Origin of the sequence: Paenisporosarcina sp. FSL H8-0542 (genome assembly GCF_038632915.1) — a bacterium.
Taxonomy (GTDB): Bacteria; Bacillota; Bacilli; order Bacillales_A; family Planococcaceae; genus Paenisporosarcina.
This window is the reverse complement of sequence record NZ_CP152050.1, coordinates 2,228,560-2,241,258: the sequence shown is the minus strand read 5'-3', so window position 1 is coordinate 2,241,258 and position 12,699 is coordinate 2,228,560. Positions and strand designations below refer to the sequence as shown.

Annotated in this window: 12 protein-coding genes; all 12 read left to right on the top strand. The window is 39.7% G+C overall.

The genetic code is table 11. The features are described from left to right. Positions 1 to 91 precede the first annotated feature (91 nt). Positions 92 to 2,167: a type I DNA topoisomerase gene (topA, locus tag MHH33_RS11580; protein ID WP_342541816.1), complete on the top strand. Its 2,076-nt coding sequence runs from the start codon at positions 92 to 94 to the stop codon at positions 2,165 to 2,167. A gap of 145 nt (positions 2,168 to 2,312) precedes the next feature. Continuing rightward, positions 2,313 to 3,620: an FADH(2)-oxidizing methylenetetrahydrofolate--tRNA-(uracil(54)-C(5))-methyltransferase TrmFO gene (gene trmFO, locus MHH33_RS11575; RefSeq protein WP_016427617.1), complete on the top strand. Its 1,308-nt coding sequence runs from the start codon at positions 2,313 to 2,315 to the stop codon at positions 3,618 to 3,620. A 166-nt stretch (positions 3,621 to 3,786) separates the two neighbouring features. After that, positions 3,787 to 4,680, top strand: coding sequence for a tyrosine recombinase XerC (gene xerC, locus MHH33_RS11570; protein WP_016427616.1), 894 nt, complete (start codon positions 3,787 to 3,789; stop codon positions 4,678 to 4,680). Positions 4,681 to 4,711: 31 nt separating this feature from the next. Beyond that, positions 4,712 to 5,260, top strand: coding sequence for an ATP-dependent protease subunit HslV (gene hslV, locus MHH33_RS11565; RefSeq protein WP_016427615.1), 549 nt, complete (start codon positions 4,712 to 4,714; stop codon positions 5,258 to 5,260). Beyond that, complete coding sequence (gene hslU, locus MHH33_RS11560; protein ID WP_016427614.1) at positions 5,257 to 6,651, top strand: HslU--HslV peptidase ATPase subunit; 1,395 nt, start codon at positions 5,257 to 5,259, stop codon at positions 6,649 to 6,651. The genes hslV and hslU overlap by 4 nt, the downstream gene beginning before the upstream one ends. An 84-nt stretch (positions 6,652 to 6,735) precedes the next feature. Next, positions 6,736 to 7,515 carry a GTP-sensing pleiotropic transcriptional regulator CodY gene (codY, locus tag MHH33_RS11555; RefSeq protein ID WP_016427613.1) on the top strand — a complete coding sequence of 260 codons (780 nt, stop codon included), beginning with the start codon at positions 6,736 to 6,738 and terminating at the stop codon, positions 7,513 to 7,515. A gap of 391 nt (positions 7,516 to 7,906) precedes the next feature. After that, entirely contained in the window at positions 7,907 to 8,620 is a 714-nt protein-coding gene (gene rpsB / locus MHH33_RS11550) for a 30S ribosomal protein S2 (RefSeq protein WP_016427612.1), read from the top strand. A 96-nt stretch (positions 8,621 to 8,716) separates the two neighbouring features. Continuing rightward, a complete protein-coding gene (gene tsf / locus MHH33_RS11545) occupies positions 8,717 to 9,601 on the top strand; it encodes a translation elongation factor Ts (RefSeq protein WP_016427611.1) in 885 nt (294 codons plus the stop codon). Between the two features lie 83 nt (positions 9,602 to 9,684). Beyond that, the gene (pyrH, locus tag MHH33_RS11540; RefSeq protein ID WP_016427610.1) at positions 9,685 to 10,410 is read left to right on the top strand and encodes a UMP kinase; all 726 of its coding nucleotides are present in this window, start codon (positions 9,685 to 9,687) and stop codon (positions 10,408 to 10,410) included. After that, positions 10,410 to 10,967: a ribosome recycling factor gene (gene frr / locus MHH33_RS11535; RefSeq protein ID WP_016427609.1), complete on the top strand. Its 558-nt coding sequence runs from the start codon at positions 10,410 to 10,412 to the stop codon at positions 10,965 to 10,967. Before pyrH ends, frr begins: the two co-directional genes overlap by 1 nt. Before the next feature lie 138 nt (positions 10,968 to 11,105). Beyond that, the gene (locus MHH33_RS11530) at positions 11,106 to 11,900 is read left to right on the top strand and encodes an isoprenyl transferase (RefSeq protein WP_016427608.1); all 795 of its coding nucleotides are present in this window, start codon (positions 11,106 to 11,108) and stop codon (positions 11,898 to 11,900) included. Next, a complete protein-coding gene (locus MHH33_RS11525) occupies positions 11,897 to 12,691 on the top strand; it encodes a phosphatidate cytidylyltransferase (protein ID WP_342541811.1) in 795 nt (264 codons plus the stop codon). Before MHH33_RS11530 ends, MHH33_RS11525 begins: the two co-directional genes overlap by 4 nt. The last annotated feature ends 8 nt before the right edge of the window (positions 12,692 to 12,699 follow it).

Below are 12,699 nucleotides of genomic sequence, written 5' to 3'. Positions count from 1 at the left end.
AATGGTTGCATTATAGTAAAATCTGTTATACATTTTGCAACAGGTATTTCTTTTATTGATTTATTAGGAACCTCTATGAGGAGGCACATACATGTCGGATTTTTTAGTGATTGTGGAATCGCCAGCCAAAGCGAAAACGATTGAACGTTATCTTGGCAAAAAGTACAAAGTAAAAGCATCACTTGGTCATGTTCGTGATTTGCCACGTAGTCAAATGGGTGTAGACGTAGAAAATGAATACACACCAAAGTACATCACGATTCGTGGTAAAGGCCCAGTTATGCAGGATCTGAAATCAGCAGCCAAAAAAGCGAAGAAAATTTATCTCGCGGCTGACCCCGATCGCGAAGGCGAAGCAATTGCTTGGCATCTAGCGAATTCATTGAACATTGATATTGAATCAGATTGTCGCGTCGTTTTTAATGAAATTACAAAAGACGCAATTAAAGAATCGTTTAAAAACCCCCGTCCCATTGATATGGACTTGGTAGATGCACAACAAGCCCGTCGTATTTTGGATAGGTTGGTTGGTTATAACATCAGTCCGATTCTATGGAAGAAAGTCAAAAAAGGTCTATCTGCAGGTCGCGTGCAATCCGTTGCGTTAAGACTAATCATTGACCGTGAGAATGAGATTAAGAATTTCCAGCCTGAAGAATACTGGTCAATCGAAGGTAGCTTTGAAAAAGGCAAAAAATCATTTGACGCGATGTACTTCGGCAATGGAAATGAAAAGGTCAAGTTGACAAACGAAGGCCAAGTAAAAGAAATCTTGAAACAACTTAAAGGCGACAAGTTCGAAGTCACGAGCGTTGTTAAAAAAGAACGTAAACGTAACCCAGCGCCATCGTTTACTACATCATCCCTTCAACAGGAAGCGGCACGCAAGTTAAACTTCCGAGCACGAAAAACAATGATGCTTGCTCAACAGCTATATGAAGGTTTGAATGTTGGAAAAGAAGGTACTGTCGGTTTGATTACGTATATGCGTACAGATTCTACCCGAATTTCCGATACAGCGAAGAAAGATGCACACAGTTTTATAGAAGGGGAATATGGCAAGGAATATGTCACCACTTCAACAGGACCGACTAAACAATCGAGCAAATCTCAGGATGCCCATGAAGCGATTCGTCCTACGAGCGTATTGAGATCTCCTGATCAGCTGAAATCAATTCTTTCAAAAGATTTATTCCGTCTCTACAAGTTGATTTGGGAACGTTTCTTGGCGAGCCAGATGTCTTCAGCAGTATTAGATACTGTGACGGTTGATTTAACAAATGAAAATGTTGTATTCCGTGCGAATGGTTCACAAGTGAAATTCCCTGGTTTCATGAAATTATATGTAGAAGGCAACGATGATCAAGTAGAAGAAAAAGATCGTATATTACCGGAAATGGAAAAAGGCGATTTTGTGAAGAAGCTTGAAATTGAGCCGAAGCAACATTTCACACAACCACCACCACGTTATTCGGAGGCCCGACTTGTTAAAACGCTTGAAGAGCTTGGGATAGGCCGTCCTTCGACATATGCACCTACGCTTGATACAATACAAAAGCGCGGATATGTATCACTCGATGCAAAGCGTTTTGTGCCAACTGAACTTGGTGGCATTGTCCATCAGCTCGTGTTGGAGTTTTTCCCGGACATTATTGACATCGAGTTTACTGCCCAGATGGAAAAAGATTTGGACAGTGTCGAAGAAGGACAGGAAAAATGGGTTCACATCATTGATAAGTTCTACAGAGACTTTGAAAAGCATGTAACACACGCAGACAAAGAGATGGAGAAAGTCGTAATCAAGGATGAGCCGGCAGGAGAAGATTGCGAAAAATGTGAATCTCCAATGGTCTTTAAATTAGGCAGATATGGAAAATTCATGGCATGTAGCAACTTCCCGGATTGCCGTAATACAAAAGCAATCGTTAAAAATATCGGAGTGACGTGTCCAAGCTGTAAGGAAGGCGAAGTCGTTGAACGTAAAAGTAAATCGAAACGTATTTTTTATGGATGCGATCGCTATCCAACTTGTGAATTCGTTTCATGGGACAAGCCAATCAGCCGCCCATGTCCGAAATGTAGCGAATTGCTAGTAGAGAAAAAACTGAAAAAAGGTATTCAAATCCAGTGTACTTCTTGTGATTACAAGGAAGATACACAAGCATAAAAAAGATAAGCAACAAGTGTCAGTCCAGTTGGTCCTTAGTGGGCTAACTGGACTGATGTTTGGAGCTGTACATAGAAAAAAAGAAATAAAAATCTGTGAAAGTTTCTATTTTTCTCAGATTGTATAGAAAAGGTTGGTGTAGGAATTGACAATCGTCAATGTAATTGGAGCAGGTCTTGCAGGAAGTGAAGCTGCGTGGCAAATCGCCAAAAGAGGTGTACGGGTTCGATTGTACGAAATGCGCCCGGTTAAACAAACAGCTGCTCATCACACGGATAAATTCGCAGAGTTAGTATGTTCAAATTCTTTACGTGCGAACACATTAACTAATGCTGTCGGCGTCATTAAAGAAGAAATGAGAATGCTGGACTCCGTTATAATGGGTGCTGCAGATCAATGTGCTGTCCCTGCGGGCGGCGCTCTTGCGGTAGATCGTCATGAATTTGCGGGGTATGTAACAGAAAAAGTGAAAAATCATCCTCTTGTTGAAGTCATCAATGAGGAAGTAACTGAAATTCCTGAAGGCATTACCATTATTGCTACAGGACCATTAACTTCTCAGGCTTTGGCTGAAAAGATACAACAACTGACTGGTCAGGATTATTTATACTTTTATGATGCAGCTGCCCCAATAGTTGAAAAAGACAGTATTAACATGGACAAGGTTTATGTGAAATCCCGTTATGATAAAGGGGAAGCAGCATACATCAATTGTCCGATGACGGAAGAAGAGTTTGACCGTTTTTATGAAGCTCTGATTTCTGCTGAAGTAGTGCCTTTGAAAGAATTCGAAAAAGAAATTTATTTCGAAGGTTGTATGCCGTTCGAAGTGATGGCTGAACGTGGGAAAAAGACTTTATTATTCGGTCCAATGAAGCCAGTTGGACTGGAAGATCCGAAAACTGGTAAGGTTCCTTTTGCCGTTGTACAGTTGAGACAAGATGATGCAGCAGGCACTTTGTACAACATTGTCGGATTTCAGACACATTTAAAATGGGGTCCACAAAAACAAGTTTTGCAGTTAATTCCAGGTTTGGAAGATGTGGAAATCGTCCGCTACGGCGTGATGCACCGTAATACGTTCATCAATTCACCAAGAGTTTTGAAACCTACATATCAACTAAAGACAAATGATCAATTGTTCTTTGCGGGACAAATGACAGGTGTTGAAGGATATGTTGAATCAGCCGGAAGTGGCTTGATAGCAGGGATAAACGCTGCAAGATTAGCTTTGGGGGAAGAATTGCTTGTGTTCCCTGAAGCTACCGCACTAGGCAGTATGGCTCGCTATATTACAGAAGCTGATCCGAAAAACTTCCAACCGATGAACGTCAACTTTGGTTTATTCCCTGCTTTGCCGCAACGGTACAAAACGAAAGAAAAGCGTGGAGAGAAGCAAGCTGAACGTGCACTCGGCACAATTCAAAATTTTATGAATTCATATTCGATTTAATTGCTGAAAGCCTCTAATTATTGTTATAATTTAGAGGCTTTTTACTTTGTCATATTTATAAATTCGTATACAATTCATTTTTCACGTGTTTTGCCATCCAGCTGCTCCGGCTGTTTCAAGACGGGACGGTTCCTGGCGCTTTAACTATTTGGAGGTGCAGACACCTATGACTCCGTTAGAAGCTTTGTCTCAATTTAAAAGCTATATCCAGCTTGAAAAGAACTATTCAGAACACACTGTTCGAGAATACGAATCAGACTTACTGTACTTTTTTGATTTTTTACAATCAGAAGGTATTACAAGCTTACATGATGTCGAATATATTCACGCTAGACTGTATGTGACAAAACTGTACGATGAATCACTTTCACGTACTTCGATTTCCAGAAAAATATCTGCGATCCGTTCTTTCTTCAAGTTTGGCAACCGGGAATTCGGTTTAAAAGAAGATGCATTTCGCTCGTTATATCATCCCAAAAAAGAGGAACGACTTCCTCATTTTTTTTATGAAGAAGAGTTACAACAACTATTCCAGGCAACTGAAGGCGAAGAACCCATGGTGCTTCGTAATCGGGCAATCCTTGAAATGTTGTATGCAACCGGAATTCGGGTAAGCGAGTTAACATCTTTGGAAGAACGCGATATTGATAAGCGTCTCGGCATCATGAGAGTAATGGGTAAAGGCAGAAAAGAGAGATATGTACCGTTTGGTCAGTTTGCTCAAGATGCGTTGGAACTCTATATGGACGAAGCGCGTCCTAAATTAATGAAACAAGCTAAACACAATTTTGTATTTACAAATATGCGTGGTCAGCCTTTGACTCCGCGTGGTGTTAGATATATACTGAGCGACTTAGTGGAAAAAGCAGCATTGCATACTAAAATCTATCCGCATATGTTGCGGCATACATTTGCAACACATTTACTGAACAATGGAGCCGACTTGCGTACTGTCCAAGAATTACTTGGGCATAGTCATTTGTCTTCGACACAAGTTTATACACACGTAACGAAAGAACATTTGCGAAGAACTTATATGAATGCACATCCTAGAGCATAATGAAGGATGAGCTAAACGAGAGGTGAACTTCATGGGAGAAATACATGCAACCACGATTTTTGCGATTCAGCATAAAGGAAAATCTGCAATGTCTGGCGATGGTCAAGTTACTTTAGGAAATCAAGTTGTCATGAAGCATACAGCAAAAAAAGTAAGACGCTTATACAACGGTCGAGTGCTTGCAGGTTTTGCTGGATCAGTGGCAGACGCTTTTACGTTATTTGAAATGTTTGAAGCGAAATTGATGGAATACGATGGCAACTTACAAAGAGCTGCAGTCGAACTTGCCCAACAATGGAGAGGCGACAAAATGTTACGAAGACTTGAAGCGATGTTGCTCGTGATGAATAAAGAAACACTTTTATTGGTTTCAGGTACTGGTGAAGTAATTGAACCCGATGATGGCATTTTAGCAATCGGTTCTGGTGGGAATTTTGCATTGGCAGCAGGACGTGCACTGAAACAATATGCTGGTGAAACATTGAATGCCACCGAAATTGCCAAAGCAGCACTTACAACTGCAGCTGATATTTGTGTATTTACCAATCATCAAATTATTGTGGAGGCGTTAAGTGAATGATTAAACAACAGTTAACACCAAAACAAATAACCGAGCACTTAGACCGTTTTATTGTCGGACAAAAAGAAGCTAAAAAATCAGTAGCTGTAGCGTTGCGAAATCGCTATCGTAGAAGTTTGTTGTCTGATGAGATGAAAAATGAAGTTATACCGAAAAATATACTGATGATTGGTCCTACTGGTGTCGGTAAAACGGAAATTGCGAGAAGAATAGCTAAACTTACGAACGCACCGTTTATCAAAGTAGAAGCCACCAAGTTTACAGAAGTTGGCTATGTTGGCCGTGACGTGGAATCAATGGTTCGTGATTTAACAGAAGCGGCTGTACGTATAGTCAAAGAAGAAATGACTGAAGGCGTAAAAGCACAAGCTGAGCGATTGGCGAATGATGCCATCGTCCGTCTTCTCGTACCATCCTTGAAAAAGAAACATAATACGCAAAATCCATTTGAAATGTTATTTGGTCAAAAAGCAGAACAGGAAGAACCTGCAAATGACGATACAGACATTCGTTTAAAACGCTCCCAAATTGCCGAAGACTTAAGAGACGGGAAATTGGAAGATGAATGGGTAAACGTAGAAGTTACAGAACAGGCTCCTTCCATGTTTGATGCCTTCCAAGGCTCTGGGATGGAAAGTATGGGGCAGAATATGCAAGATGCATTATCTAACCTGATGCCGAAGAAAAAGAAAAAGCGCCGCTTGCAAGTGAAAGATGCACGACGAGTCTTAACTCTAGAAGAAGCTCACAAGCTTATCGACTCAGAGGAAGTAGCTCAAAAATCCATCGAACGTGCCGAGCAAACGGGAATCATTTTTATTGATGAAATCGATAAGATTGCGAGCAAGGGGGGCAACGGTTCATCTGCGGATGTTTCGCGTGAAGGTGTACAACGTGATATATTACCGATTGTAGAAGGATCGACCGTTCAGACGAAGTATGGTGCAGTCAAAACTGACTACATGCTTTTCGTAGCTGCTGGAGCATTTCACACAGCAAAGCCTTCGGATTTAATACCGGAACTACAAGGACGCTTCCCCGTCCGTGTGGAACTTGAAAAATTATCAAAAGATGATTTTGTTCGTATTTTGAAAGAACCAGATCATTCATTGATACGCCAGTACAAATCTTTGCTGGAAACTGAAGGGGTAACGCTTGAATTTACTGACAGTGCAATTGAGCGAATTGCTGAAATTGCAACAGAAGTGAATCAAGAGTCCGATAATATAGGTGCACGTCGATTGCATACGATTTTGGAGAAGTTACTTGAAGAGCTTTCTTATGAGGCTTCTGACATTGCTCCCGCGCATATCGACATAACTCCTGCATATGTCGACCAAAAACTTGGAAATATCGTAAAAAACAAAGATTTGTCACAATTTATTTTGTAATGTAAGTTATATCTATTCCCAAAACAATTAAAAACCTTTAGAATATTTAATAAATAGCAGTACCCAATATAGGAGGCCACATTAATGAATTTATTAGGAAAAACAAGAAAAATTAACTCGATGCTTCAAGCGTCTGCTGGGAAGCCAGTAAACTTTAAAGAAATGGCAACAACTCTTAGCAATGTAATCGAATGTAACGTGTTTATCGTTAGCCGTAAAGGAAAGCTCCTAGGATTCGACATCAATCAACAAATTGAGAACGAGCGCATGATCAAAATGATGGAAGAGCGTCAATTCCCTGAAGAATATACGAAAAACCTTTTTAACGTAAATGAAACATCTTCTAACTTGGATGTGTACAGCGAACATACAGTTTTCCCTGTTGAGAATCGTGAGTTATTCAAAGAAGGTTTAACTACAATCGTTCCAATCATCGGTGGTGGGGAACGTCTTGGAACATTAATTCTTGGACGTTTGAAAGCTGAATTCCATGATGATGATTTAATTCTTGGTGAATACGGTGCAACTGTTGTTGGGATGGAAATCCTACGTGAAAAATCAGAACAAATTGAAGTAGAAGCTCGCAGCAAAGCAGTCGTACAAATGGCGATTAACTCTTTGTCATACAGTGAATTAGAAGCTATTGAACATATTTTCGAAGAACTTGACGGAAATGAAGGTTTGCTTGTAGCATCAAAAATTGCTGACCGCGTCGGTATTACTCGTTCTGTAATCGTTAATGCTTTACGTAAATTGGAAAGTGCTGGTGTTATCGAATCTCGTTCTTTAGGAATGAAAGGAACATACATCAAAGTATTGAACGATAAATTCTTGAACGAATTAGCTCAATTAAAATTAAAATAAGTAAAACCAAACGACCACAAAGGCTCAGCCTTTGTGGTCGTTTTTTCTAGCTTTAAAGGTGAGTAGAAGTTTAGTTGGAATAATTGAAGGCTTAGATGGAAAATATGAAAGTTTAATTGGGAAAATAGCAACCTTAGTTGGAAAACGATAAAATCGAGCCTACGTCAGACTCTAACTGTATTCAAAAAAACTGCGATTAGTAAGCCGAACTATTATTGTTTGTAGATTTTTGTTAGAAACACTTGCGAGGTTAGTCTAGATATGGTATATTATCAAATGGTGTTATCACACACGCATTTGGATAGTGACAAGTGGTCCTTAACAAAGTTAAGGTCTTGAGCTCTAGTTGAAGAATGCGGAGGAAAAAAACCATATCAGGAGGAAACAAAACATGTCAGTAATTTCTATGAAACAATTACTTGAAGCTGGTGTACACTTTGGTCACCAAACTCGCCGTTGGAACCCGAAAATGAAGAAATACATTTTTGTGGAACGTAACGGAATCTACATCATCGATCTACAAAAAACGGTTAAGAAGTTAGAAGAAGCATATGACTTCATGCGCCAAGTTGGAGCAGACGGTGGTAAAGTTCTTTTCGTTGGTACGAAAAAACAAGCACAAGAAGCTATCAAAGAAGAAGCAGAACGCTCAGGTATGTACTATGTTAACCAACGTTGGTTAGGTGGTACATTAACAAACTTCGGTACGATCCAAAAACGTGTAAACCGTTTGAAAGCGATCGAAAAAATGGAAGAAGACGGTACTTTCACTGTGCTTCCTAAAAAAGAAGTTGTTCAACTTAAAAAAGAACACGAACGTCTTGTTAAATTCTTAGGCGGTATTCGCGACATGAAAGGTGTACCGGACGTAATGTTCGTAGTAGACCCTCGTAAAGAGCGTATTGCTGTTGCAGAAGCTATTAAATTAAACATCCCTCTAGTTGGAATCGTTGATACAAACTGTGACCCAGATGAAATCGACTATGTAATTCCTGCAAACGACGATGCTATTCGTGCCGTTAAATTATTAACTGGTAAAATGGCTGATGCGTTACTTGAGTCAAAACAAGGTGAAGATCTAACTCCAGCTGAAGCTGCTGAGTAATCCCCACGTATGTTACAGGTGATAAGCGGCTAAACCCCTTATCACCTTTTTTTGAGAAATAACACAGAGTTGATACTTGAATAGGAGGAAACAACAATGGCAGTTACAGCACAAATGGTTAAAGAATTACGCGAAAAAACAGGCGCAGGTATGATGGACTGTAAAAAAGCGTTAGTAGAAGTAAACGGAGATATCGATGCAGCAGTAGACTTTTTACGTGAAAAAGGTCTTTCTAGCGCAGCTAAAAAAGCTGATCGTATCGCTGCAGAAGGTACTACTTACATTTTAGAGCAAGGTAATGACGCTGTTCTTCTTGAAGTTAATGCTGAAACAGATTTCGTTGCTAAAAACGAAGGTTTCCAAACATTAGTTAAAGAATTGGCTGAGCACTTGCTTGCTACTAAACCAGAAACAGTTGAAGTAGCAAATGCTTCTACAATGTCTAACGGTTTAACTGTTGCAGATCACATTTCAAATGCGATTGCAAAAATCGGTGAAAAAATTACATTACGTCGTTTTGTTGTTCGCACAAAAACAGACAACGATGCTTTTGGTCCTTACCTACACATGGGTGGCCGCATTGGCGTACTTGTAACTCTTGAAGGATCTACTGATGCTCAAGCAGCTAAAGATGTTGCAATGCACGTTGCAGCTTTAAACCCAACTTATATTTCTCGTGACGAAGTGTCTGAAGAAGAAGTTGACCGCGAGCGTAAAATCTTGACTGAGCAAGCTCTAAACGAAGGCAAACCAGAAAACATCGTAGCTAAAATGGTTGAAGGCCGCCTTGGTAAATATTTCGAAGACGTTTGTTTGCTTGACCAATCATTCGTTAAAAATTCAGATCAAAAAGTTCGTGAGTTCGTGAAATCTACGGGCGGTACTGTTACTGAATTCGTACGTTACGCTGTTGGTGAAGGAATCGAAAAACGCCAAGATAACTTTGCTGAAGAAGTAATGAGCCAAGTTAACAAAGGTTAATACTAAACGAATATATTATTACTCCGGGGAGCACGATTTTGTGTTCCCTATTTTTCGAGAAAAAAGTGTAATGGAGGCTACCCATGAGCGAGACTAAATACAATCGAGTCGTGTTAAAATTAAGCGGAGAAGCTTTAGCAGGAGAACAAGGTTTTGGACTTTCTCCTCAAATCATTAAATCCGTAGCTGATCAAGTGAAAGAAGTTGTAGAGTTAGGTGTTGAAGTTGCTGTTGTAGTTGGCGGCGGAAATATCTGGCGCGGTAAAGTAGGTAGTGAAATGGGTATGGACCGTGCAACTGCGGACTATATGGGCATGTTAGCTACTGTTATGAATTCTTTAGCACTGCAAGATTCACTTGAAAAATCAGGCATTGAAACACGCGTTCAATCATCAATTGAAATGCGTCAAGTAGCTGAACCTTATATTCGTAGAAAAGCAATCCGCCATTTAGAGAAGAAAAGAGTCGTTATTTTTGCTGCTGGAACAGGGAATCCTTACTTCTCTACTGATACGACAGCTGCGCTGCGTGCTGCAGAAATTGAGGCAGATGTTATTTTAATGGGCAAAAACAATGTGGATGGCGTCTACTCAGCTGATCCAAAAACAAATAGCGATGCCATTAAGTATGACACTCTTTCATTCCTCGATGTCATTCAACAAGGCTTGCAAGTAATGGATTCGACTGCTTCAACACTATGTATGGACAATGATATCCCTCTCATAGTATTCTCAATTATGGAGAATGGAAATATTAAACGTGCCGTTTTAGGTGAAACAATTGGTACGATCGTTAGGAGGAATACGTAATGTCAAAACAAGTGATTGATCAAACAAAAGAAAGAATGACAAAAGCGATTCAAGCTTTAAGTCGTGAACTTTCAACAATTCGTGCGGGTCGTGCGAGTGCTTCTTTATTGGATAAAATCTTTGTTGATTATTATGGTGCACCGACGCCAATCAACCAGATTGCCGGAATCGCGACACCTGAAGCACGTTTACTGACAATTCAACCTTATGACAAGACTGCTCTTGGTGACATCGAAAAAGCAATTCAAAAATCAGATTTAGGGATTTCCCCATCAAATGATGGTACATTAATCCGTATTGCTATACCAGCTTTGACAGAAGAACGTCGTAAAGACTTAGTGAAATTAGTCAAAAAAGAAGCAGAAGAAGCAAAAGTCGGCATTCGTAACATCCGCCGTGATGCGAATGATGAATTGAAAAAATTAGAGAAGAAAAGCGAAATCACAGAAGACGATTTACGCGGATTTTCTGAAAATGTTCAAAAACTAACTGATGATTATATTGTTCAAATTGATCAAGTTGCCAAAGATAAAGAGAAAGAAATTTTGGAAGTTTAAGCTTTTGAACTTTTTTTCAATTAAGACGTTCCTATTTCATAGGACGTCTTTTTTTATGGGAAAGAAGTAAATTCCATCGATTTTTGATATGATAGGAAAGACGACATTCCGATAAGCGAGTAAAGTGGAGGATTCAGCATGTTACATAAACTCATTCGGAGAAAACCCGAACGACAAAATCAATCGCTGGCGGAGCGTATTTCGCATTCTAAAAAAGAACAAATACCTGAACACATTGCGATTATTATGGATGGCAATGGGAGATGGGCGAAGAAACGGGCTCTTCCACGAGTAGCCGGTCATCATGAAGGTATGAAAACGGTTCGGAAAATTACTCGACTTGCCAATGATTTAGGTGTAGGCGTTTTAACCGTATATGCATTTTCGACCGAGAATTGGAAACGACCAAAACTTGAAGTTGATTTTATTATGCGATTACCCGAAGAGTTTTTAGGTACTTATCTACCCGAGCTGATCGAACAAAATGTGCGTGTGGTCATGATGGGTGAAAGTGAAACATTACCTCGACATACACATAATGCTGTTCGCAAAGCAATGGAAGCAACTAAAGATAATACGGGACTAATATTGAATTTTGCATTGAATTATGGAAGTCGTGCAGAGATTGCACAAGCGATGCAAAAAATTGCACAACTTGTTGAAGAGGGTTCGCTTAGCTATAGCGACGTAACGGAAGATTTAATTTCACAGCATTTAATGACCTGTGAGTTACCCGAACCTGATTTACTTATCCGCACAAGCGGAGAAGTTCGTCTCAGCAACTTTATGCTTTGGCAATTGGCCTATACAGAGTTCTGGTTTACGGATACGCTGTGGCCAGATTTTGACGAAAGCTGCTTGCTCGACGCAGTGGATAGTTACCAAAACCGAAATCGCCGTTATGGAGGATTGAAGGGAGAAGAAACAAATTGAAACAACGCATCATCACTGCAGTAATTGGAGCTGCATTATTCATTCCGATTGTTTGGCTAGGAGGTCTTCCTTTTACACTTCTCGTTTACGCTATGGCGGCAATCGGATTATTTGAATTATTACGTATGAAAGGTCATACCATTTTTTCAGTTCATGGAGCAATCGCTCTTCTTGCATTATTTGTTTTTCTAATGCCTAATCAATGGTCGATACCATTAATGGAAACAACGGGGTATACCAAAATAGATTTAGCACTTATTGCTGTACTTTTATTACTTATCTACACCGTTGTCGTGAAGAATCGCTACACATTTGAAGATGCTGCATTTTCTATTATGGGCGTATTATATATTGGAATCGGATTTTTCTATTTCATTGAAACGCGTATGGATGGCATTGAATATGTCATTTATGCCTTGCTGGTTATTTGGACAACCGATTCAGGAGCTTATTTTACTGGGAAAAAATTTGGTAAAAAGAAATTGTGGCCTGATATTTCTCCTAATAAAACCATTGAAGGATTTATCGGAGGAATCTTGACGGCTATTATTTTTGCTTTACTTTTCCAATGGATTTACCCAATCAGTTCGTCCTATACGATTCTGGTCATTGTGACGATACTAGCTTCCATTTTTGGTCAAATGGGCGATTTGGTTGAATCGGCACTTAAGCGCCACTACAACGTTAAGGATTCAGGTGATATCTTACCTGGACACGGAGGAATTTTAGACAGATTCGATAGCTTATTATTTGTGTTACCACTTTTACATTTCTTGCATTTTGCTGGTTAAGGGGATTT

What these genes read in the sequence shown, in the direction of transcription:
- topA (WP_342541816.1), top strand. Translation starts at nt 92, where the DNA reads ATGTCGGATTTTTTAGTGATTGTGGAATCGCCAGCCAAAGCGAAAACG.
- xerC (WP_016427616.1), top strand. Translation starts at nt 3,787, where the DNA reads ATGACTCCGTTAGAAGCTTTGTCTCAATTTAAAAGCTATATCCAGCTT.
- hslV (WP_016427615.1), top strand. Translation starts at nt 4,712, where the DNA reads ATGGGAGAAATACATGCAACCACGATTTTTGCGATTCAGCATAAAGGA.
- hslU (WP_016427614.1), top strand. Translation starts at nt 5,257, where the DNA reads ATGATTAAACAACAGTTAACACCAAAACAAATAACCGAGCACTTAGAC.
- codY (WP_016427613.1), top strand. Translation starts at nt 6,736, where the DNA reads ATGAATTTATTAGGAAAAACAAGAAAAATTAACTCGATGCTTCAAGCG.
- rpsB (WP_016427612.1), top strand. Translation starts at nt 7,907, where the DNA reads ATGTCAGTAATTTCTATGAAACAATTACTTGAAGCTGGTGTACACTTT.
- tsf (WP_016427611.1), top strand. Translation starts at nt 8,717, where the DNA reads ATGGCAGTTACAGCACAAATGGTTAAAGAATTACGCGAAAAAACAGGC.
- pyrH (WP_016427610.1), top strand. Translation starts at nt 9,685, where the DNA reads ATGAGCGAGACTAAATACAATCGAGTCGTGTTAAAATTAAGCGGAGAA.
- frr (WP_016427609.1), top strand. Translation starts at nt 10,410, where the DNA reads ATGTCAAAACAAGTGATTGATCAAACAAAAGAAAGAATGACAAAAGCG.
- MHH33_RS11530 (WP_016427608.1), top strand. Translation starts at nt 11,106, where the DNA reads ATGTTACATAAACTCATTCGGAGAAAACCCGAACGACAAAATCAATCG.